17 protein-coding genes are annotated in these 19,887 nt (G+C 68.8%); 6 read left to right on the top strand and 11 right to left on the bottom strand.

Annotated elements, in window-relative coordinates; all coding sequences use genetic code 11:
* Positions 1 to 44 precede the first annotated feature (44 nt).
* Positions 45 to 1,229 carry a linear amide C-N hydrolase gene (locus A3M1_RS0116460; protein ID WP_018964055.1) on the top strand — a complete coding sequence of 395 codons (1,185 nt, stop codon included), beginning with the start codon at positions 45 to 47 and terminating at the stop codon, positions 1,227 to 1,229.
* Between the two features lie 44 nt (positions 1,230 to 1,273).
* Here A3M1_RS0116460 and A3M1_RS0116455 read toward each other — a convergent pair whose 3' ends face one another.
* A complete protein-coding gene (locus A3M1_RS0116455) occupies positions 1,274 to 1,798 on the bottom strand; it encodes a GNAT family N-acetyltransferase (RefSeq protein WP_018390090.1) in 525 nt (174 codons plus the stop codon).
* Positions 1,780 to 3,174 (bottom strand): cysteine--tRNA ligase, encoded by a 1,395-nt coding sequence (gene cysS / locus A3M1_RS0116450; protein ID WP_018390089.1) that lies wholly within the window; start codon positions 3,172 to 3,174, stop codon positions 1,780 to 1,782. The genes A3M1_RS0116455 and cysS overlap by 19 nt, the downstream gene beginning before the upstream one ends.
* A 261-nt stretch (positions 3,175 to 3,435) precedes the next feature.
* Here cysS and A3M1_RS0116445 point away from each other — a divergent pair, with 261 nt between their 5' ends.
* Positions 3,436 to 3,777 (top strand): hypothetical protein, encoded by a 342-nt coding sequence (locus A3M1_RS0116445; protein WP_018390088.1) that lies wholly within the window; start codon positions 3,436 to 3,438, stop codon positions 3,775 to 3,777.
* A 69-nt stretch (positions 3,778 to 3,846) separates the two neighbouring features.
* On the opposite strand, the gene A3M1_RS0116440 is transcribed toward A3M1_RS0116445, so the two are convergent.
* On the bottom strand, positions 3,847 to 4,383 hold the full coding sequence (locus A3M1_RS0116440; protein ID WP_018390087.1) for a CreA family protein: 537 nt from the start codon (positions 4,381 to 4,383) through the stop codon (positions 3,847 to 3,849).
* Between the two features lie 219 nt (positions 4,384 to 4,602).
* Between A3M1_RS0116440 and A3M1_RS0116435 the strand changes: the two genes are divergently transcribed.
* Complete coding sequence (locus A3M1_RS0116435) at positions 4,603 to 5,631, top strand: DUF2865 domain-containing protein (protein WP_018390086.1); 1,029 nt, start codon at positions 4,603 to 4,605, stop codon at positions 5,629 to 5,631.
* A gap of 126 nt (positions 5,632 to 5,757) precedes the next feature.
* Here the strand turns inward: A3M1_RS0116435 and A3M1_RS0116430 are convergent, their stop codons facing one another.
* Complete coding sequence (locus A3M1_RS0116430; protein ID WP_018390085.1) at positions 5,758 to 7,119, bottom strand: glutamate--tRNA ligase; 1,362 nt, start codon at positions 7,117 to 7,119, stop codon at positions 5,758 to 5,760.
* A 148-nt stretch (positions 7,120 to 7,267) separates the two neighbouring features.
* Between A3M1_RS0116430 and A3M1_RS0116425 the strand changes: the two genes are divergently transcribed.
* Positions 7,268 to 8,188, top strand: a complete 921-nt coding sequence (locus A3M1_RS0116425; RefSeq protein ID WP_018964056.1) for an AEC family transporter — start codon at positions 7,268 to 7,270, stop codon at positions 8,186 to 8,188.
* Between the two features lie 9 nt (positions 8,189 to 8,197).
* On the opposite strand, the gene A3M1_RS0116420 is transcribed toward A3M1_RS0116425, so the two are convergent.
* The 3 genes from A3M1_RS0116420 to A3M1_RS0116410 all read right to left on the bottom strand — a co-directional run bounded on the left by A3M1_RS0116420 (position 8,198) and on the right by A3M1_RS0116410 (position 12,386).
* The gene (locus tag A3M1_RS0116420; protein WP_018390083.1) at positions 8,198 to 9,883 is read right to left on the bottom strand and encodes an NAD+ synthase; all 1,686 of its coding nucleotides are present in this window, start codon (positions 9,881 to 9,883) and stop codon (positions 8,198 to 8,200) included.
* Positions 9,884 to 9,939: 56 nt separating this feature from the next.
* A complete protein-coding gene (locus A3M1_RS0116415) occupies positions 9,940 to 11,925 on the bottom strand; it encodes a rhamnan synthesis F family protein (RefSeq protein WP_018390082.1) in 1,986 nt (661 codons plus the stop codon).
* 110 nt (positions 11,926 to 12,035) lie between these two features.
* Entirely contained in the window at positions 12,036 to 12,386 is a 351-nt protein-coding gene (locus A3M1_RS0116410) for a helix-turn-helix domain-containing protein (RefSeq protein ID WP_018390081.1), read from the bottom strand.
* A gap of 185 nt (positions 12,387 to 12,571) precedes the next feature.
* Here A3M1_RS0116410 and A3M1_RS0116405 point away from each other — a divergent pair, with 185 nt between their 5' ends.
* Positions 12,572 to 13,585: a zinc-binding alcohol dehydrogenase family protein gene (locus tag A3M1_RS0116405; RefSeq protein WP_018390080.1), complete on the top strand. Its 1,014-nt coding sequence runs from the start codon at positions 12,572 to 12,574 to the stop codon at positions 13,583 to 13,585.
* 27 nt (positions 13,586 to 13,612) lie between these two features.
* Here A3M1_RS0116405 and A3M1_RS0116400 read toward each other — a convergent pair whose 3' ends face one another.
* The 4 genes from A3M1_RS0116400 to gor form a co-directional block, all read right to left on the bottom strand.
* A complete protein-coding gene (locus A3M1_RS0116400; RefSeq protein ID WP_018390079.1) occupies positions 13,613 to 14,431 on the bottom strand; it encodes a hypothetical protein in 819 nt (272 codons plus the stop codon).
* A gap of 159 nt (positions 14,432 to 14,590) precedes the next feature.
* Positions 14,591 to 15,376 (bottom strand): alpha/beta hydrolase, encoded by a 786-nt coding sequence (locus tag A3M1_RS0116395; RefSeq protein ID WP_018390078.1) that lies wholly within the window; start codon positions 15,374 to 15,376, stop codon positions 14,591 to 14,593.
* Between the two features lie 135 nt (positions 15,377 to 15,511).
* The gene (locus A3M1_RS0116390; RefSeq protein ID WP_026221348.1) at positions 15,512 to 16,897 is read right to left on the bottom strand and encodes a class II 3-deoxy-7-phosphoheptulonate synthase; all 1,386 of its coding nucleotides are present in this window, start codon (positions 16,895 to 16,897) and stop codon (positions 15,512 to 15,514) included.
* 355 nt (positions 16,898 to 17,252) lie between these two features.
* Positions 17,253 to 18,659, bottom strand: a complete 1,407-nt coding sequence (gene gor, locus A3M1_RS0116385; RefSeq protein WP_018390076.1) for a glutathione-disulfide reductase — start codon at positions 18,657 to 18,659, stop codon at positions 17,253 to 17,255.
* Between the two features lie 227 nt (positions 18,660 to 18,886).
* Here gor and A3M1_RS0116380 point away from each other — a divergent pair, with 227 nt between their 5' ends.
* Positions 18,887 to 19,852 carry a tripartite tricarboxylate transporter substrate binding protein gene (locus A3M1_RS0116380; RefSeq protein ID WP_018390075.1) on the top strand — a complete coding sequence of 322 codons (966 nt, stop codon included), beginning with the start codon at positions 18,887 to 18,889 and terminating at the stop codon, positions 19,850 to 19,852.
* Positions 19,853 to 19,887 lie beyond the last annotated feature (35 nt).

Here is a 19,887-nt window from a genome sequence, read left to right as displayed (position 1 = left end):
CGGTATTCAAGAGCCGTCGCCGTCCCGGCACGCACGAGTTCATCATGACGCTTTCCGACTTTGCCACCCGCCGCCCCCTCGCACGGCTGCTCGCGCCCGCAGCGCTGTCGCTCACCCTGGCGCTCGCGCCGTCCGCGCAGGCCTGCACCTCGCTGATCTATCGCGATGCCAATGGTGGGGTCTATTTCGGCCGCACGCTGGAGCTGGCGATGGAGCTGCCCTACCGGGTCGCCTATCTCCCCGCCGGCCAGCGCTATACATCCACCGCCGCCGCCGGTGCCGCCGCGCTCGCCTACACCACCAAGTACCGCATGCTGGCGATCACCGTGCCGGACGGCTCGCTCGCCGATCTGAAGATCGTCGAGGGCTTCAACGAGAAGGGCCTCACCTTCAGCCTGCTCGCCTTCGCTGGCGCCGCCGGGCCCACCCACGCCTTCGAGATGACCAAGGCGGCGCTCTCCGCCATCGATCTCGGTTCCTGGACGCTCGGGCAGTTCCAGGACGTGGCCGAGGTAAAGGCCGCGCTCGCCAGCCAGCCGGTGCTGCTCGCTCCGCTGGCCGTGCTCGGCAACGCCAAGTCGCCGTTCCACTATGTGCTGCACGACCGCAGCGGCGCCTCGATCGTCATCGAGTTCGCCAATGGCAAGCAGACCGTCTACGACAACCCGGTAGGGGTGATGACCAACGGGCCCGAACTGCCCTGGCACCTCACCAACCTGAACAACTACACCTTCCTCAGCAATGTCGACCAGTCGAGCGGCCAGTTCGGGTCGCTGAAGGTCGCCCAGCCCGATTCCGGCATCGCCACGGCGGGGCTTCCGGCGTCGAACACCTCGGTCGGGCGCTTCGTGCGCGCGGTGTATTATTCGCAATACGCGCAGAAGGTGAAAGCGCCCGACGACGCGGTGCGCACGCTCGCCCACATCATGAACAATTTCGATCGGCCGAAGGACATCACCATCGACACCAACTCAGGTGGCAATGAAGGCATCGCCGCGGTGGCGACCAAGGATTCCCCGCCCTTCACCAGCGAATACACCTCGTGGACCGCGCTGACCGATCTCAACCGCAGCGTGCTCTATGTCCGCACCTATGGCGGGCTGAACTACAGCACCTTCGATCTCACCAAGCTCGCCGCCGGAAACGCGGTGCTCTCGCTGCCGCTGGCGACGCTGGATGGCATGGCCGGCGACGCCACCGCCGCGCTGATCGCCGCCAAGGCCAAGTGAGGGCGTGAGAAAGGCGCCCGGAGCGTTGTTCCGGGCGCTCGCGCTCAATGCGTGGTGTCGGGCGGGGCGAGCGTCTTTTCCAGCGTCGTGTTGGCCAGCCACACCCCGCCCAGCGAGATGGTGTTGCGCTGCTTGGGGGTGAAGCCGCGCTTGCTGAAGAAATCGAGCGCGGTGTCGCTGGCATCGACGGTCAGGCTCGTCGCCCCGCGCGCGCCGGCCAGCCGCTCGATGGCGTCATAGAGCAGAGACGCCACGCCCTCGCCCACCGCTTCCGGCCGCACATACAGCATGTCGATCAGCCGGTTGTCGGCGAGCGAGATGAACCCCACCGGTTCGCCCTCACGGGTGGCGATGAGGGTCAGTTGCTCCGTCAGGCGCGTCTCCAGCGCTTCCTCGTCGGAAGCCGCCGCCGCCCAGGCTTCCTGCTGGTCGGAATCATAATCCTCGCCGGTCAGCTCAAGGATCGCCGCCTCAGCAATGGCGGCGAGCATCGCCACGTCGCCCGGCAGTGCCGGGCGCAGCGCGGCGGCGGGGGGCCGGTTGGCCCCGCTCACCGCTTCGGCTCCCATGAGGTGGTGCCGTCCTTGTTGTCCTTCAGCGCCACGCCGAGCGCGAGCAGCTCGTCGCGGATGCGGTCGGAGGCGGCCCAGTCGCGGTTGCGGCGGGCCTCGATGCGCTCCGAGATGCGCGCCTCGACCTCTTCGGCCGCAATTGTCAGCACCGGCACGCGCGCCGCCGCCCACGCTTCCATGGGCCCTGGCTCGAAGCCGAGGAAAGCCAGCGTGCCGGCCAGCGCCTTCTTGCCGGCATGGTCGCGCAGCGCGTGCATCTCGGCGATGGCCTTGGGCGTGTTGAGGTCGTCGGCCAGCGCTTCCAGCACCGAAGGCGCCGGGCGCGGATAGGCGTCCGGGGCGGCGGCGTCGAACCACTGCTCCAGCGTCTTGGCGCTCTCCTCCAGCCCCTTCACCGTCCAGTCGATCGGCTGGCGGTAATGGGTCTTCAGCATGTTGAGGCGCAGCACCGGGCCGGGCCAGTCGGCGAGCAGCTGGCGGATGGTGATGAAGTTGCCGAGCGATTTCGACATCTTCTCGCCTTCCACCTGCAGGAAGCCGTTATGCATCCACACCTTGGCCATCAGCCCGGAATGGAAGGCGCAGCGCGACTGCGCCACTTCGTTCTCATGGTGCGGGAAGACAAGGTCGATGCCGCCGCCATGAATGTCGAAGGTCTCGCCGAGATGCTTCCAGCTCATGGCGGAGCACTCGATGTGCCAGCCCGGACGCCCGGGCGCCGCGATGCCCGCCGGCGAGGGCCAGCCCGGCTCGCCGGGCTTGGAGGGCTTCCACAGCACGAAGTCCATGGCGTCCTGCTTATAGGGCGCGACATCGACCCGGGCGCCGGCCAGCATGTCGTCCAGCGGCCGGTTGGAGAGCTTGCCGTAATCGGGCATGGAAGGCACCGAGAACAGCACATGGTCCTCGGCGACATAGGCGTGGCCGGAGGCGACCAGCTTCTCGATCAGCTGGCGCATCTCGGCGATGTGCTCGGTGGCGCGCGGCTCGACATCGGGATGCAGCACGCCGAGCGCTTCGAGGTCGTCATGGAACTGCGCCTCGGTGGTGAACGTCACCTTGGCGATCGCCTCGTTGAGGTCGAGCCCGGGATGCTCGGCGGCGGCGCGCGCGTTGATCTTGTCGTCCACGTCGGTGATGTTGCGGACATATTTGACATGGTCGACGCCATAGAGGTGGCGCAGCAGCCGGTAGAGCAGATCAAACACGATCACCGGGCGCGCATTGCCGATATGGGCGAAGTCGTAGACCGTCGGGCCACAGACATACATCCGCACCTTCGCGGCATCGAGGGGAGTGAAGACCTCCTTCGACCGCGTGAGCGTGTTGTAGAGCTTGAGCTCGGGAAGCGCCTGCGCGTTGGTGCCCGACATATCTGTGCCTTCCGGATCCTGCCGCGCGCGATGAGGCGCGGCGCCGCGTCTGTCGTCCGTTTGGCCGGCCGCGTCAAGCCAAGGCCAGGGATAACGCCGCACGCGACGCCGCCAGCGTGCCGCAGTTGACGGGTGCGGGAGGCGGGGCTATCTCGCCGCCACGACGACGGCAGGCGAAAATTTTAAGGGTCGATTCAAACCTTTTCGCCACATTCACGTTGTCCTGCCGCCACCTTGTCGCCACCAAAGAACGCACCCAACATGACCGCGATGCCGCGCCTGCGCCTCTCCCTGCTCGCCCTTGCTTTGGCGCTGGCTCCGAGCCTTGCCCCGAGCCTTGCCACGGCCGGCGAGGACACCGCCATTTTCAGCGTCGACCTTTCCGACGGCTACGGCATCGACACCTGCATCGCCTCCGGCGCGCCCTGCGGCCAGGCGATGGCGGATGCGTGGTGCCGGGTGCACGATTTCAGCCGCGCCACCAGCTTCGGCCCGGCACGCTCGGACGCCCAGCCGAGCCTGACGGGCGCCGCCCCGGTCCGCACCGCCGCCTGCGAGGGCAGCGCCTGCCAGAATTCCGTCGCCATCACCTGCGCGCGCTGAACGCTTGCGTGCGCAGAAGGCTTGCGTGCACAGAAGGCTTGCGCGCTCAACCGGCGCGCCCGCCCGACTTCACTTGAGATAGTCGCCGCATTTCGGCGCCTCATTGGTCGCGCCCCAGGGCATGACCGGCACGGTCGAGGTCGAGTTCTTCGGGCTGCCCTCGATCAGCTTGTCGGAATAGACCAGATAGACCAGCACGTTGCGCTTGGCGTCACAGCCGCGCACGATCTGCATCTTCTTGAAGATCAGCGAACGGCTCTCCCGGTAGACGATATCGCCCTGGTCGAACTTGCTCTTGAAGCTGATCGGGCCGATCTGCCGGCAGGCGATGGAAATGTCCGACACTTCCTCGGCCACCCCCAGCATGCCCTTCACCCCGCCCCGCTCGGGCACTGTGTAATGGCAGGCGACGCCGTCGACGACGGGATCGTCGATGCCATAGGTCGCGAGCTTGTCGTCGGGGGTGAGGAATTTCCACACCGTCGACTTGCGGAAGATGAGGTCCGGCTCCTGCGCCTGCACGGGGGCGGCGGCGAGGCCGGCGGCCAGCACGAGGGCGGCAAGCGCGAGAGAGCGGAAGGCGGGAACGCGGGGGGCGCGGATCATGCGGATGTGAACTCCGATCGGAACGTTCCGCATATGGGGGTGCCGGCCCCGCGCGCAACGCCCCGCAGGCGCCGTGCGGCGCCGGTGGCTGGGCGTCCCGCTTGCATCGGGCGGCGAAAGCGGGTTCAAACTTTCGACAAGCTTGCCGTGCTCATTGCGGCCTTCGCCCGATTCCGGCACACCCGCTTCCGTCCGCCATCGCGATTGCAGTCTCCCTTGATGACATTCCGCCGCCACCTCGCCGCCCGCCTCCTCCTCGCTGCGGCGCTCCTTGCTCCGGCCGGCCTCGCTGTCGCGCAGGATTATCCGCCCGGCAGCGTCGGCGGGGGGTATGAGGGCGGCGGCTATGAAGGCGGCGACCGCTCCACCTGCATCCGGCTGGAAGGCCAGCTGGCCGGGCTCGACCGGGGCCAGGGCGGGCAGCCCGATCTCGGCGCCGCCATCGCCCAGCAGCAGCAGGAGATCGCCAATCTCTCCGCCCAGGTGCGTCAGCTCGGCTGCGACAAGCGGGGCTTCCTCATCTTCCAGCCGCAGCTGCCGCCGCAGTGCGAATCGCTCAACCGCCGCCTGACCCAGGCCCGCTCGAACCTCGACCGCACCATGATGCAGGCGCGGGGCCAGCAGAGCGGCAATAATGAGCAGCGCCGCCAGCTCATCTACGCCCTCGCCCAGAATAATTGCGGCGCCCAGTATCAGGCCGCGCTGGGGCAGAGCAGCGGTCAGGGTGCCGGGGGCAATTACGGCAACCAGAACCGGCGGCCGCGCAATTTCATCGAGCAGCTCTTCGGCGTGCCGGCGGACGAAACCGGCCCGCTGGACGTGCAGCCGCTGGAAATGCCGAAAGTGTCGACCTATCGCACCGTCTGTGTGCGGACCTGCGACGGTTTCTTCTTCCCGGTGTCCTTCGCCGCCACCCCGGCCAAGTTCGGCTCGGACGAGGCGCAGTGCCAGCGCCAGTGCCCCGGCACCGAGGCCCGGCTGTTCGCCTACCGCAACCCCGGCGAGGATATTAACCAGGCGGTCGGCATCAACGGCCAGCCCTATATGTCGCTGCCCACCGCGCTGCTGTTCAAGAAGCAGTTCGTCCCCGCCTGCACCTGCCGCCCGGCCAACATGAACTGGTCGCAGGCGATGGCCGGACAGGAGGACCCGACGCTGCGCAAGGGCGACATCGTCGTCACCGAGGATGCCTCGCGCGAAATGGCGCAGCCGCGCCCGGCGGCGCCGCCGGCGACCAAGAAGCCCTGACAGGCGCGGGCCTTACCGCAAGGCCTCACGAGAACCGACCGTCATCCCCGGGCTTGACCCGGGGCTCCGTGTCTTTTCCTGCAGCGATCCCTCTCGGTTAGGGCCGGGATGACGGCGCTCCGCGCGCTACGCCCGCTCGCCCCGCAGCCGCGCCGCCGCCTTGTCGCGACCGATCAGCGGCAGCAGCGCCTTCATTTCCGGCCCGCTCTCGCGCCCGGTAAGGGCGAGGCGCAGCGGGTGGAACAGGCCCCGTCCGCCCCGTCCGCTCGCCGGCTTCAGCGCTGCGATCCAGCGCGAATAGACATCCTCGCCCCACTCCTCCGGCAGCAGCGCCGCCGCCTGCGCGAGGAAGTCGGCATCCTCCGGGGCCGTCGCCGGCGCCAGCGGCCCCTCGACCACGCGCCACCAGTCGGCCGCCTCGGAAAGGCGGGCGAGATTGCCGCGCACCGCCAGCCAGAACGCCTCGCCGCCGCCGACGCCGAACCCCGCAAGCCGCGCGGCCACCGCCTCATAAGGCAGGTGATGCAGCGTTGCCGCGGTCAGCGCGGAAAGTTCGGCCGGGTCGAAGCGCGCCGGGGCGCGGGAAATCTTGGCGAAATCGATCTTGCTCGCCAGCGCCTCCAGCGAGGCCACCGGCTCCACCGCCAGCGAGGTGCCGGTGAGCACGGCGAGGCTCGCCACGGCAAGGGCTTCCTCGCCCTCCGCGCGCAGCGCCCGCAGCGAGAGATGGCCGAGCCGCTTGGAAAGCCCCTCCCCGCTCGGCAGCACGAGCAGATTGTGGTGGCCGAAGCGCGGCACCCACCCGCCCAGCGCCTCGATGATCTCGATCTGCACACCGGTATTGGTAACGTGGTCCTCGCCGCGCACCACATGGGTCACGCCCATGTCGACATCGTCGACCACCGAGGTCAGGGTGTAGAGATAGGACCCGTCCTCGCGCACCAGCACGGGGTCGGAAAGGGTCGCGGTGTCGACGCCCTGCCGCCCGCGCACCAGATCGTCCCACACCACCTGCCGGCCATCGAGGCGGAAACGCCAGTGCGGCCGGCGCCCGTCCACTTCCAGCGCCGCGCGCTCGGCCTCGGAGAGCTTCAGCGCCGCGCGGTCATAGACCGGCGGCAGGCCGCGCCGGCGCCGCGACTGGCGCATCGCCTCCAGCTCTTCCTCGGTCTCATAGGCGGGGTAGAGCCGGCCGAGCGCCTTCAGCCGCGCCACGGCCTCGTCGTAACGCGGCAGCCGCCGCGACTGGTGCTCCACCCGGTCCGGCACGAGGCCGAGCCAGGCGACATCCTGCGCGATCGCCTCGGCGAAGGCATCGGTGGAGCGCGCCGTGTCGGTGTCGTCATAGCGCAGGATGAAGGTCCCGCCCCATTGCCGCGCATAGAGGGCATTGTAGAGCGCCGTACGGGCATTGCCGACATGCAGCAGGCCGGTGGGCGAAGGCGCGAAGCGCAGGACGGGCGGGGCGTCGGGAGCGGTGTCGGACATGCCGTCTTATCGCCGAGGAGACCCCACCGGAGCAAGCGCCGGGGCTGCGCGCACCGCCCCATAGCTTTACCTCGGCTGCCGCAGATGGGAGATTGCGGAGGTCGACATTATGCAAGAAGCGCTGCGGCGCCGGTTAGTGGAGTTTCGCGTGACCCCGATCATCCAGGATATCTTCTCCATCTTCTTCGTGCTCGCTCTTGGATATGTCGCGGGTAAGCGCTCCAGCTTCAATCAGGCTCAGGCCTCCGGTTTCAATCACCTTGTCCTCTCCTATTGCCTTCCGGCCCTGCTCTTCGTCTCGATCGCCAACTCCTCCCGGGAGGAACTGTTTTCCGACACGCGACTGCTGACCATCTCCGTGGCCGTGTTGCTGTTCTGGTATTTCGTCGCCTTCTTCGGTGCGCTTTTCGTGTTCGGACACGACCGCCGCGAGGCGGGAATCGCCGGGCTCAGCGCCGGTGCCCCGACCGTCGGGTTCCTCGGCATGGCGGTGCTCGCGCCGCTGTTCGGCGGCAGCGCGGCGCTCAGTGTGGCCATCGTTGCGCTGGTCGTGAACGTGTTGCTGGTTCCGCTCGGCATGTTCTTCGTCGCGCCCAAGGGCACCAAGCCGGCGGCGGCTTTGATCAAGGCGGCGAAGGAGCCGGTCGTTCTGGCGCCGATGATCGCCGTGGTGCTGGTGCTGGCCGGCGTGCGCATGCCCGACCTGCTGCAGGCGCCGCTGGCGCTGATCGGCCATGCCACCTCGGGTGTGGCGGTGTTCGCCGCCGGGCTGGTGCTGTCGGCGCACAGGTTCCAGCTCAATGCGGAGGTGCTGTGGAACTCGGCGGTCAAGGTCGGCCTGATGCCGGCCTCGATGCTGGCCCTCGCGCTGATCACCGGCGTCAGCGCCAGCCATCTCGAACAGGTGGTGCTGCTCGCCGCGCTGCCGCCGGCCTTCTCCGGCATCGTCATTGCCGGACGCGAGCAGACCTATGTCGACCTCGCCTCATCGACCCTCATCGTCAGCGTGCTGGGATTCGCCGTCGCCGCGCCGCTCTGGATTTCGCTGGCCCGCCACCTGGCGGGATGACGCGCGCGCCTACGCCCCCTTGCGAAACCGGTTGGTGAGGGGGTAGCGCCGGTCGCGGCCGAAATTTCTCGCCGTCACCTTCACCCCCGGCGCCGCCTGCCGGCGCTTATGTTCGGCGAGGGTCAGCAGCCGTTCCACCCGCGCCACCAGCGCCGGCTCGAAGCCGTCGGCAACGATGGCGTCGAGCGGCGTCTCGCGCTCCACCAGCCGCTCCAGAATCGCGTCCAGCACCTCATAGGGCGGCAGGCTGTCCTGGTCGGTCTGGTTTTCGCGCAGCTCGGCGGTCGGCGGCTTGGCGAGGATGTTGTCGGGGATGACAGCGCCGTCCGGCCCCAGCGCCCCGGCCGGCTTCCAGCGGTTGCGCAGGGCGCTGAGGCGGAACACCTGCGTCTTGTAGAGGTCCTTCAGCGGGTTGAAGCCGCCATTCATGTCGCCATAGAGCGTGGCATAGCCGGTCGCCATCTCCGACTTGTTGCCTGTCGTCACCACCATGGCGCCGAATTTGTTGGAGAGCGCCATCAGCAGCGTGCCGCGCAGGCGCGACTGCAGGTTCTCCTCGGTCACATCGCGCGCGCGGCCCGCGAACAGCGGCGCCAGCCCCTGCTCCAGCGCCTCCACCCCCTGCCCGATCGGCAGAATGTCGTAGCGCAGCCCCAGCGCCTGCGCGACGCCGGCGGCGTCGGCGAGCGAGTCCTTTGAGGTGTAGCGCGAGGGCAGCATCACGCCATGCACGCGGTCCGGCCCCAGCGCATCCACCGCCATCGCCGCGGCAAGGGCGGAATCGATGCCGCCGGAAAGCCCGAGCACCACGCCGGGAAAGCCGTTCTTCTCGACATAGTCGCGCAGGCCGAGCACGCAGGCGGCATAATCCGCCTCGTCGCCCGCCAGCAGCGGCGCGCGGGCGCCCTCCTCGCAGCGCCAGCCATCGGCCCAGCGCTCCCAGCTTGTGATCCGCACCCGCTCCTGGAAGTTGGGCAGCTGCACCGCCAGCGAGCGGTCGGCATTGAGGACGAAGGAGCCGCCGTCGAACACCAGCTCGTCTTGCCCGCCGACCGCATTGACATAGGCAAGCGGCAGCCCGCTCTCGACCACCCGCGCCACGGCGACGTTCAGCCGCTCATCCTGCACGTCGCGGCGATAGGGCGAGCCATTGGGGATGAGCAGGATTTCCGCCCCGGTCTCCATCAGGCACTCGATCACGTCAGGCGACCACACATCCTCGCACACCGGCACGCCGAGCCGCACGCCGCGAAACGCCATCGGCCCCGGCATCGGGCCGGGGGTGAAGAGGCGCTTCTCGTCGAACACGCCGTAAGTGGGCAGATCGACCTTGAAGCGCACGCCCGCCACCGCGCCGCCATCGAGCAGCAGCGCGGCATTGTAGAGCGCGGCGCCCTCCACCCACGGCGCGCCGAGGAGCAGCGCCGGCCCGCCATCGGCGGTCTCAGCGGCGAGTTCTTCCACCGCGCGCCGGCACGCCGCCTGGAAGGCGGGCTTCAGCACAAGGTCCTCGGGGGGATAGCCGGACAGAAAAAGCTCGGTGAAGACGACAAGATCCGCCCCCTGCCCGCCCGCCAGCGCCCGCGCCTCGCGCACCAGTCGCATATTGCCGGCGATGTCGCCGACCACGGGGTTAAGCTGCGCGAGGGCGATGAGAAGCTGGTCGGCGGGCGCGGATGACGACGTGCTGGACATAAGCGTGATGTAGCCTTTCCCCTCCGGCGCCGGCGATCGCCGCCGCGCCGGTGCGATTAGTCCCAGTCGGTGCCGGGCACCCGGACGGCGAGCGTGCTGAAGCCGGCCTGGCGCACGGCCATGGGCAGCAGCCGCTCCAACCCGTGCATGAGGGTGCCGTCGTCCGGAATCGGCTCGGCCGGGTAGTCCTCCCACTCCAGGCCGAGCGCGAGAAAGGACCGCAGCGCCGCCGGGCGGACGGCGAACATGTTGCCGACGGGAAAATCGACATAGGTGCCGAGCGGCTCGGTCAGCCCCAGGTCCTCGCGCAGTTCCTGGACGATACGGTCATTGCGCGCCCAATTGACCAGATGCGAATCCTCCGGATGGACCAGCCCGACCTCCGGGCTGACTTCCAGCCGGGCGAGCACGGTATCAAGCATGGGATGGGCGCCGCCGATCAGGTTCTCCCACAGGAACTGGCGCCAGGGATCGCCGATGGCGCGGCGCCTTCCCTTGGTCTTCTTGCCATGCACGTGGAAGAACACGTCATAGCCGCCCCCGGCCAGCGCATCGCGCAGCCCGGTCAGGAACGGGCCGATATCGCGGCCGAGATTGGGCACCACATCGATCTGCACCGCGCCGGCATAGCCCGCCGTCATCGCCCGCATTTCGTCCGCCTTGGCCGGCGTGTCCGTGGTGAGGAAAAGGTCCGGGCGCGAGGCGTTGACCTCCAGGCGGTCGAGGAGTTCCGGCAGCAGGTCGGGATAGAAGAAGTGTCCGTGCAGCGCGCTTTTCAACCGGCTCGCGCGCGGGCCCGGCAGCGGCCCGAACACCGGCAGCGCCCAGGGCCCCGCCGGGCGCCCCCGCTCGATCCAGTGCGACAGCGGGTAGCGCCGCTGGTCGAAGCAGGCGACCGGGTGGTGCTCGGCATAGATCAGCGGGTGAAAGCCGGAATAGGGCCGGCGCAGCGGCGGCCGGTTGGGGTGGCGCTTCAGCAGCGCCTTGCGCCGCCAGTCGGCGATCAGCCACTCCAGCTTCTGCGCCACGGTGAGGTCGCCCGGCGGATCGTTCTCGCGCGGAATGTCGAGCATTTCCAGCCGTTCCGGCTCGGTGGCCAGAATGAGGGAAAGCTCGGCGTCCAGTTCCTCGCCGATCTCGCGGCCGATGGCGAGCACATGAGCCGCGCCCGCCTCCAGCGGCGCTTGCGCCGCCACCAGCCGGCGGCGGGCGGCAAAACGGGGCATGGAAGCCAGCGCCGCCTCGCGCGTGGCAGCCGTGGGGAAAACCAGCGCACTGGCCCGTGCCAGCGCCAGTTCCAGCGCCGGGCCGAGCGTCTCATGCCGCGCCGGGTCGGCATCGGCCGCGCCGATCACCGCGACCACGGGAATGTTGCGCTGTTCCAGCGCGTCGGCGGCGTCGATGGTCGCCAGGCCGACGGTGACGGCGAAGAGCGGCCGGTCCTCGTGGACGCGGAAGGCCAGCGCGTCGAGCAGCACCGCGCGGGGCGCGCGCGCGCCGGCGACCGGCACCGGCACCAGCGCAACGCCGTCACCGACCAGAGCCGCGTCGCCGCTCGGCTCGCCATTGAGCACCAGCACCAGCACCGCGTGGTCGCGGGCGAGCCGGCGCAGCAGCGGCGCGGCCGGAGCGGCGCTGTTCTCGATCACCACCACCACGGAGCGGCGCCCAACCGAGGGCGGCGGAAACGGCAGGCCGGCGACCAGCGGCGGCAGTGTCGCGTCCGAGCCCGTCAGCCAGTTGGCGAAGGGACGCCGGGGCCGGCCGGGTTCCTTGAAAATGACGCCCGCCAGCCCCGGGCGCGGGCGCTGATAGGCATCGAACAGCAGCGAGCGCAGGAAGGCGCGGGGGTGGCCCTCGGCGTCGAACAGCAGCCGGCCGATCCGGCGCCCGGTCTTCTGGGTGTTCGCGGTGATCCAGCGCCGCAGCTTGCTGCGCTGCCGGGGCACGAAATAGCGCGCGCGTTTGGCGGGCAGATCGTTGGCCGGGCCATCGGTGGCCGGCGGCGCCTGTTCCGGCAGGGAAGACTCGGGACGGGTCATGACACTCCGGCGGGCCGATGCGGACGATCGTGCAACGCTTCGCAGAAGCGCAGCGCTCCGGGCGTTCTAATGAGGGTGGCCGGCGAAGGCCAGAGCCTCGCCGCGCAAAGTCACTCCGCCGCGATGTCGAACACCCCGCGCGGGCGACTGCCCCAACGGTGCAAAGCCAGAATAGCGGGGCGCAGGCCCTCACCCGCCTCGGTCAGCCGGTAGCCGACCTGCGGGGGGATGGTGGGGTAGACGGTGCGGGCGATCACCCCATCCGCCTCCAGTTCGCGCAGCGCCTTGGCGAGAATGCGCGCGGTCACATTCGGCATGCGCCGGCCGAGTTCGCTGAACCGCGCCTCGCCGGAAAGCAGGTGATAGACGATGCCGCCCTTCCATTTGGCGCCGATGATCTCCAGCGCCGCCTCGACCGGGCAGCCCTCGCCGCACGCATAATCCTGATGCCGCCTCGCCATCGCCTGTCTCCGTTTCGGGCGCGGAATCTAGGGTGTCCGGGGCGCGGGGGAAAGGGCGTTACATTTTCGATAGCAGCCGACAAACTCGTGCGTTCTTGCGCTCGGCCCACGCATCGCGACATCTGGGGGCGAAACGTCAACGCCACCATTGCGCGCGCCTTCGGGCGTGGCGCGGGAGATTTGCCATGAAGGCCATCGGCTACACCACCTCGCTTCCCATCACCGAGGCGCGCGCGCTGTTCGATTTCGAGACCGCCGCGCCGACGCCCGGCCCGCGCGACCTTCTGGTGCGGGTGAAGGCCGTCTCGGTCAATCCGGTCGACACCAAGGTGCGGATGCGCCGCGCGGGAACCGAGGGCGCGCCTGTCATCCTCGGCTGGGACGCCGCCGGCGTGGTCGAGGCGGTCGGCGCTGAAGTCTCGCTGTTCCAGCCGGGGGACGCGGTGTTCTATGCCGGCGACCTTAACCGTCCCGGCACCAATGCCGAGCTGCACCTCGTCGACGAGCGCCTCGTCGGCCACAAGCCGGCCTCGCTCGGCTTTGCGCAAGCCGCCGCGCTGCCGCTCACCTCGCTCACCGCCTGGGAAGGGCTGTTCGATCGGCTCGGCGTGCCGATGCACGGTGGCGAGGGTGCCAGCCTGCTGGTGGTCGGCGCGGCGGGCGGTGTCGGCTCGATGGTGGTGCAGCTGGCCCGCCAGCTCACCGGGCTCACCGTCATCGGCACCGCCTCCCGGCCCGAGAGCCGCGCCTGGGTGGAGCGCCTGGGCGCCCATGCCGTCATCGACCATTCCCGCCCGCTGAGCGAGGAACTCGCCGCCGCCGGGCTCGGACTGGTCGACTACACCTATGCGCTCACCCACACCGACCGGCACTGGGCCGAGATCATCAAGGGCGCGAAGCCGCAGGGCCGCATCGCCATCATCGACGATCCGTCGAGCCTCGACGCGCTGCCGTTGAAGGGCAAGAGCCTGTCGCTGCACTGGGAACTCATGTTCACCCGCTCGCTGTTCCAGACCTCCGACATGATCCGCCAGCACGAGATCCTGGAGGAGGTTTCGCGCCTCGTCGAGGCCGGCACGCTGCTGCCCACGGCGGGCACCCCTCTCGGCACGATCAGCGCCGAAAACCTCACCCGCGCCCATGCCGCACTGGAAAGCGGCGCCACCATCGGCAAGGTGGTGCTGGAAGGCTGGAACTGACCAACCCACCCCGCGCGCGGGCGGCGGCTACACGGCGCGGTCGGGCGTGAGCGCCGCCGCGTCATCGACGCCGCCCGAGCCGAGCCGGCGTTCGAGCAGGTGCTCGATGGCGAGATAGCGCAGCCGCCGAAACAGGCCGGTGCGCTTGCGCCGCCTGGTCTTGGCATAGGTTGCCGACACCAGCCGGCGCTGCCAGATGCGGTGCTCGAACCGCGCCGCGTCGAAGCGGCCCTCGGCGATGTCGAGCACGGCGCTGTCCAGTAGCCCGCATTCCTGGACATAGGAAATGGAGGCGTGGCCGCTGAAATAGATCCGCACCAACTCCAGCGACGCCTCGCGGCGCAGGGCGCGGATATGGCGGCGGTCCTGATTCAGCGGATCATAGAAAATGTACTTGACCGCGCCCTCGCCCGGCATCTGCCGGTCCCACAGCACCGAGCGGCTTTGCGACCCCCAGCGCCGCTCCCACCACACGCGCCAGCGGTCGATGCTGTATTGCGGCGAGAAGGCGATCACCACGTCGGCGCGCAGCGGCGCGGAGAAGCGATAGGCCGCGTATCCGCCCATGCTCATGCCATAGGTGATGACGCGCGCCCCATCGGCGATGTCGGCGCGCACGCGGGCCAGCGCCTCGGGCATTTCCGGGTATTGATACCAGCAATTTCCCGACGGCATGAAATGATAGGCGGTGCGCCCGCGCTTGGCGAAATAGTCCTCGCCAAAGCCCTTGCGGCCCGCCGGCCAGTCCCCCCGCATCGATTCGAAGGTCACGAAAACCGTGTCGTCGCGCTCGCCCGGAACCTTGACGACCGTTAGGTTCTCGCTCTCGAAGATGACCTGACGCACGAAGCTGCTCCGCTGGCCGCCGGCCGGCGACCTTCCCTGCGAAGGGCAAACTAGCCAGAGGCACCGTCACCGGACAATCACAATTTCCCAGGATTGCGCAATTGCTGCTGAAAGGCGGCACCCCGGCCACGTGCCCCTGGAGGCCGCGTGACGCTGGCGTCAGAGCCCGAAGCGATCGACGATGTCGGCGATGATGCGGCGCAACAGCCGGCCACGCTTGCGGGCGCGCTTGTCGCGGTAGAGCGCCGACCCGTCGAGACGGGTGGCCAGTTCCCGCTGGAAGCCGGCGGCGTCGAAACGGTTCTCGCCGACAGCGAGCACCACCTTTCCCAGCAGCCCGGTCTGCATCAGCACGGTGATCGAGCCATGGCCGGCATAGGGCACGCGCACCCGCACCACATCGGCCACCCGCTCATAGAGCCGCACATGCCGGCGGTCGCGGTTGTGCGGGTCGTAGAACAGGTAGACCGGCACGCCGCGCGGCGCCATCAGGTGCTCCCACAGGATCTGGCGCGGGCGGTCGAACAGCCCGTCCCACCGCCGGTCCCACGGCACTTTCTTCGGGTCGATGCTGTATTGCGGTGAGAAGGCGAGGATGCGCGACACGCCGAGCCGGCCAGCGAAGCGGATGGCGGCATACGCGCCCATGCTCACGGCATAGGCGACCACCTCGACGCCGGGGGCGATGTCGGCCCGCACCGTCGCCAGCACCTCCTCCATTTCGGGGTATTGGAACCAGAAATTGTCGTTGGCGAAGAAATGGTAGGCGGTGAAACCGTTGTCGCGCAGGAACTTCTCGGCAAAGGCCTGCCGCTGCGGATCCTTGTTGAGCACATGCGGCTCGAAGGTGACGAACACCACGTCGGTGCGGGTGCCGTCAGTGCGGACGACGCGCACATTTTCGCTTTCGACGACGACATGACGTCCGGTCTCAAGCTGCGGCACGCCATTCCCCTTTTTGAAAACACCGCGAGGTGAAGACACCCCATATGAAAACACCGCGACCTTTGGAGGCCGCGGTGTGTCTCATTCCGTCCGGCGCCGGCCCGGGCCCTCAGGGCCGCGCCCGGCATGCCGGCCTCACTCGGCGGCTTCGATCACCGGGCGCACCCGGCCCGAGCGCTCCTGCTTCAGCAGTTCGGCGACGAGGAAGGCCATCTCGATGGCCTGCTCGGCGTTGAGGCGCGGGTCGCAATAGGTGTGGTAGCGGTCCTTGAGATCGGCATCGGTGATGGCGCGGGCGCCGCCGGTGCATTCGGTGACGTTCTTGCCGGTCATTTCCAGATGCACGCCGCCGGCGAAGGTGCCCTCGGCCGCGTGGACGGCGAAGAAGTCCTTCACCTCCTTGAGGATCTGGTCGAAAGGCCGGGTCTTGTAGCCCGACGCCGCCTTGATGGTGTTGCCGTGCATCGGGTCGCACGACCACACCACGGTGCGGCCCTCGCGCTTCACCGCGCGGACCAGAGCGGGGAGATGGTCGCCCACCTTGTCGGCGCCGAAGCGGGCGATCAGGGTGAGGCGGCCGGCCTCGTTCTGCGGGTTCAGCGTGTCGATGAGGCGGATCAGGTCATCCGGCTTCAGCGACGGGCCGCACTTCAGCCCGAGCGGGTTCTTCACGCCACGGCAATATTCCATATGCGCGTGGTCGGCCTGGCGGGTGCGGTCGCCGATCCAGATCATGTGGCCGGAGGTGGCGTACCAGTCGCCCGTGGTCGAATCCACCCGCGTCAGCGCCTGCTCGAAGCCGAGCAGCAGCGCCTCATGCGAGGTGAAGAACTCGGTCGAGCGCATCTCCGGGTGGTTTTCCGCATCGAGGCCGATGGCGCGCATGAAGTCGAGCGCCTCGGTGATGCGGTCGGCCAGCGCCTGGTAGCGGCCGGACTGCGGGCTATCCTTGATGAAGCCGAGCATCCACTGATGCGCGTTGCCGAGGCTGGCATAGCCGCCATTGGCGAAGGCGCGCAGCAGGTTCAGCGTCGCCGCAGACTGGCGGTACGCCTCCAGCTGGCGGCGCGGATCGGGAATGCGCCCTTCCGGCGTGAACTCGATGTCGTTGACGATGTCGCCGCGATAGGAGGGCAGTTCCACCCCGTTCACGGTTTCCATCGGCGCCGAGCGCGGCTTGGCGAACTGGCCGGCGATGCGGCCGACCTTCACCACGGGGGAGGCGCCGGCATAGGTCAGCACCACCGCCATCTGCAGGAAGACGCGGAAGAAATCGCGGATGTTGTCGGCCGAATGCTCGGCGAAGCTCTCGGCGCAGTCGCCGCCCTGCAGCAGGAAGGCCTCGCCCTTCGCCACCTTGGCCAGTTCGCGCTTCAGGCGGCGCGCTTCACCGGCGAAAACCAGCGGCGGAAACGAGGCCAGCTGACGCTCCACCGCAGCCAAAGCTGCGGCGTCCGGATAATCCGGCACCTGCTGAACGGGCAAGGCCCTCCAGCTATCCGGCGTCCAGCGATCAGACATGACGGCCTCCAACAAGCTCAACACGTCGCCAGGGCTCCTCCCCGGCGGAAAGGCGGGCCTTATACACCCAAGCATCCCCGCCGCGCCAGTGCACCGCCGCAAGGTCAGGGATGCCGTGCGCGCCCTTGTGCCTCCTCTCCCCCTACACCGTCATCCTGAGGTGCCCGGCCAGCGGCCGGGCCTCGAAGGATGCGGGTCAGCACCCTGCCCGGTCCCCCGGCTTCGCGGCCACATAAGCCCCTTCCCTCATGGCCGGGCTTGACCCGGCCACCCAGACGTCGCGCCACCCGGCATCGTGGCTGGGTCCCCGGGTCAAGCCCGGAGATGAGGGGCCGTGAGGTACACGAGTCCCGGCCTAAAGCGCCGGCGTCGCCTCGGTGGAAGCTTCGGGCAGCGGGTCGCTGGTGGTGTGCTTGGAGCGCAGCGTCACCAGCTCCTCGGCGCTGGAGGGGTGCAGCGCCATTGTGCGGTCGAAATCGGCCTTGGTGGCGCCGACATTCATCGCGATCGCCGCCATCTGCACCATTTCACCCGAGCCCTCGCCGATCAGGTGGACACCGAGCACCCTGTCGTTGGCCTGGTCGACGACGATCTTCATGAACACCCGCGAGGTGCGGCCCGAGAGCGTCGCCTTCAGCGGGCGGAAATCGGTCTGGTAGATGTCGAGCCGCCGGCCCTGCGCCCGTGCGTCCTGCTCGGTCAGCCCCACCGTGCCGATCTCCGGCTCGGTGAACACCGCGGTCGGGATGTTGTCATAGCTCACCTGCCAGGGCCGCTTGCCGAACACCGTGTCGGCGAAGGCATGGCCCTCGCGGATGGCGACCGGGGTCAGGTTCACCCGGTTGGTCACGTCGCCCACCGCATAGATGGAGGGGATGTTGGTGCGCGAGAGCCCGTCCACCGCGATGGCGCCGGCCTCGTCGAGATGCACCTCCACCGTGTCGAGGCCGAGCCCGATCGTGTTCGGCACCCGGCCGATCGCCAGCATCACCTCGTCGGCGAACAGGTCGCGCCCGTCATTCAGCCGCACGCGCTTCTCGCTGCCCTCATCATAGATGCCCTCGATGGTGACGTTGAAGGCGAACTCCACCCCGTTCTGCGCCATCTCGTCGACGATGCGGGCGCGGATATCCTCGTCGAAGCCACGCAGCAGCTTGTCGCCGCGATGGATGACCGTGACTTTCGACCCGAGCCCGGCCAGCAGACTAGCGAATTCCAGCGCGATATAGCCGGCGCCCTGGATGATGATGCGGTCGGGGAAGCGTTCGAGGTGAAAAATCTCGTTCGAGGAGATGCCCAGCTCGCAGCCGGGAAAGTCCAGCCCGCGATTGGGGCGGCCGCCGGTGGCGATGAGGATGGTGCGGGCCGTCACCTGCGTGCCATCGGCCAGGCGCACCGCGTGCGGCCCCTCGATGGAGGCGCGCTGGGCGACGATCTCGACGCCGGCACGGTTGAGATTGGCGCGATAGGCGCCCTCCAGCCGGGCGATTTCCTTGTCCTTGTTGGCGACCAGCGTCGCCCAGTCGAACCGGACGTTGTCGACGCTCCAGCCGAAGCCGGCGGCGTCCTCGAATTCATGGGCGAAGCGGGCGGCGTAGACGAACAGCTTCTTGGGCACGCAGCCGCGGATCACGCAGGTGCCGCCGAGCCGGTATTCCTCGGCGAGCATCACCTTGGCCCCATGGCCCGCCGCGATGCGGGCGGCGCGCACGCCCCCCGAGCCGCCGCCGATGACGAACAGGTCGACGTCGAACTGGTCCATGTGAGGCTCTCCGCGCTGCGCTGGTGCCTCGCATGTCGCCCCGCACGGCGCCCCCGTCAAGCGCCCGCATGGCTGGCGTGCGAATCCGGTCTGCCGATACCGGCCACGAAAGCTCTCATCCTTCCGGGGAACTCGACAGCGGGGGGCCTGCCGCTTTAGCTTCGTTCACCGCGTTGCAAGCGGCGGCCAGCGTCAACGTGCCGTCGCCCTGTTCCTTGGAGGAAACCATGAAACATCTCGTCAGCGGGGCGCTGCTCGCCGCCGCAATCGCCGCCGCACCTCTCGGTGCCGCCTATGCCGAGATCAACGAACTGAAGATCATTGCCCCGGCCGCGCCCGGCGGCGGCTGGGACCAGACGGCCCGCTCGATCCAGCATGTGCTGCAGTCCGACAAGCTGGTCGGCAATGTGCAGGTGCTGAACGTGCCCGGCGCCGGCGGCACCATCGGCCTCGCCCAGTTCGTCAATTCCAGCAAGGGCGATCCCAATGTGATGATCGTCGGCGGCTATGTCATGGTCGGCGCCATTATCACCAACAAGTCGCCGGTCAACCTGTCCATGGTGACGCCGATCGCCCGCCTCACCGGCGAGTACGAGGCCATCGCCGTGCCGGCGGCCTCGCCGCTCAAGTCGCTGGCCGATCTGGTCGCGGCGCTGAAGGCGGACCCGCAGAAAGTGTCCTGGGCCGGCGGCTCGGCCGGCGGCACCGACCACATCACCGCCGGGCTGTTCACCAAGGCGATCGGCGTCGATCCGCGCAAGGTGAACTACATCGCCTTCTCGGGCGGCGGCGAATCGCTCGCCTCCATCCTCGGCGGCAAGGTCACGGTCGGCATTTCCAGCCTGTCGGAATTCGACGCGCAGGCGAAGGCCGGCAAGCTGCGCATCCTCGGCGTGTCCAGCGCCGCCCGCCTGCCGGAAGCCCCCGACGTGCCGACCTTCAAGGAAGCCGGCGTCGACGTGGAAATCCAGAACTGGCGCATGATCGCCGCCGCCCCGGGCATCACCCCGGCGCAGAAGCAGGAACTCAGCCAGACCATCGAGAAGATGGTCAAGTCCAAGGCCTGGACCGAGATGCTGGCGCAGAAGGGCTGGGCCAACACCTACCTCTCCGGCGAGGCGTTCGACGCCCAGCTGGCCAAGGACATCGCCGCCACCCAGACCATCCTGAAGGATATCGGCCTCGCCCAGTAAGGGACGCAGCCTTTTCCGACCGAACCCGAGACTCC

The sequence above is a fragment of the Ancylobacter sp. FA202 genome, from assembly GCF_000380205.1.
In the GTDB taxonomy this organism is placed as follows: Bacteria; Pseudomonadota; Alphaproteobacteria; order Rhizobiales; family Xanthobacteraceae; genus Ancylobacter.
Note: the sequence above shows the minus strand (reverse complement) of the source record. Positions and strands in the feature narration are given on the sequence as shown.

Bases quoted from the DNA above. Each gene is read 5' to 3' on its own strand.
- A3M1_RS0116460 (WP_018964055.1), top strand. From the start codon at position 45: ATGACGCTTTCCGACTTTGCCACCCGCCGCCCCCTCGCACGGCTGCTC.
- A3M1_RS0116455 (WP_018390090.1), bottom strand. From the start codon at position 1,798: ATGGGAGCCGAAGCGGTGAGCGGGGCCAACCGGCCCCCCGCCGCCGCG.
- cysS (WP_018390089.1), bottom strand. From the start codon at position 3,174: ATGTCGGGCACCAACGCGCAGGCGCTTCCCGAGCTCAAGCTCTACAAC.
- A3M1_RS0116445 (WP_018390088.1), top strand. From the start codon at position 3,436: ATGACCGCGATGCCGCGCCTGCGCCTCTCCCTGCTCGCCCTTGCTTTG.
- A3M1_RS0116440 (WP_018390087.1), bottom strand. From the start codon at position 4,383: ATGATCCGCGCCCCCCGCGTTCCCGCCTTCCGCTCTCTCGCGCTTGCC.
- A3M1_RS0116435 (WP_018390086.1), top strand. From the start codon at position 4,603: ATGACATTCCGCCGCCACCTCGCCGCCCGCCTCCTCCTCGCTGCGGCG.
- A3M1_RS0116430 (WP_018390085.1), bottom strand. From the start codon at position 7,119: ATGTCCGACACCGCTCCCGACGCCCCGCCCGTCCTGCGCTTCGCGCCT.
- A3M1_RS0116420 (WP_018390083.1), bottom strand. From the start codon at position 9,883: ATGTCCAGCACGTCGTCATCCGCGCCCGCCGACCAGCTTCTCATCGCC.
- A3M1_RS0116415 (WP_018390082.1), bottom strand. From the start codon at position 11,925: ATGACCCGTCCCGAGTCTTCCCTGCCGGAACAGGCGCCGCCGGCCACC.
- A3M1_RS0116410 (WP_018390081.1), bottom strand. From the start codon at position 12,386: ATGGCGAGGCGGCATCAGGATTATGCGTGCGGCGAGGGCTGCCCGGTC.
- A3M1_RS0116405 (WP_018390080.1), top strand. From the start codon at position 12,572: ATGAAGGCCATCGGCTACACCACCTCGCTTCCCATCACCGAGGCGCGC.
- A3M1_RS0116390 (WP_026221348.1), bottom strand. From the start codon at position 16,897: ATGTCTGATCGCTGGACGCCGGATAGCTGGAGGGCCTTGCCCGTTCAG.
- gor (WP_018390076.1), bottom strand. From the start codon at position 18,659: ATGGACCAGTTCGACGTCGACCTGTTCGTCATCGGCGGCGGCTCGGGG.
- A3M1_RS0116380 (WP_018390075.1), top strand. From the start codon at position 18,887: ATGAAACATCTCGTCAGCGGGGCGCTGCTCGCCGCCGCAATCGCCGCC.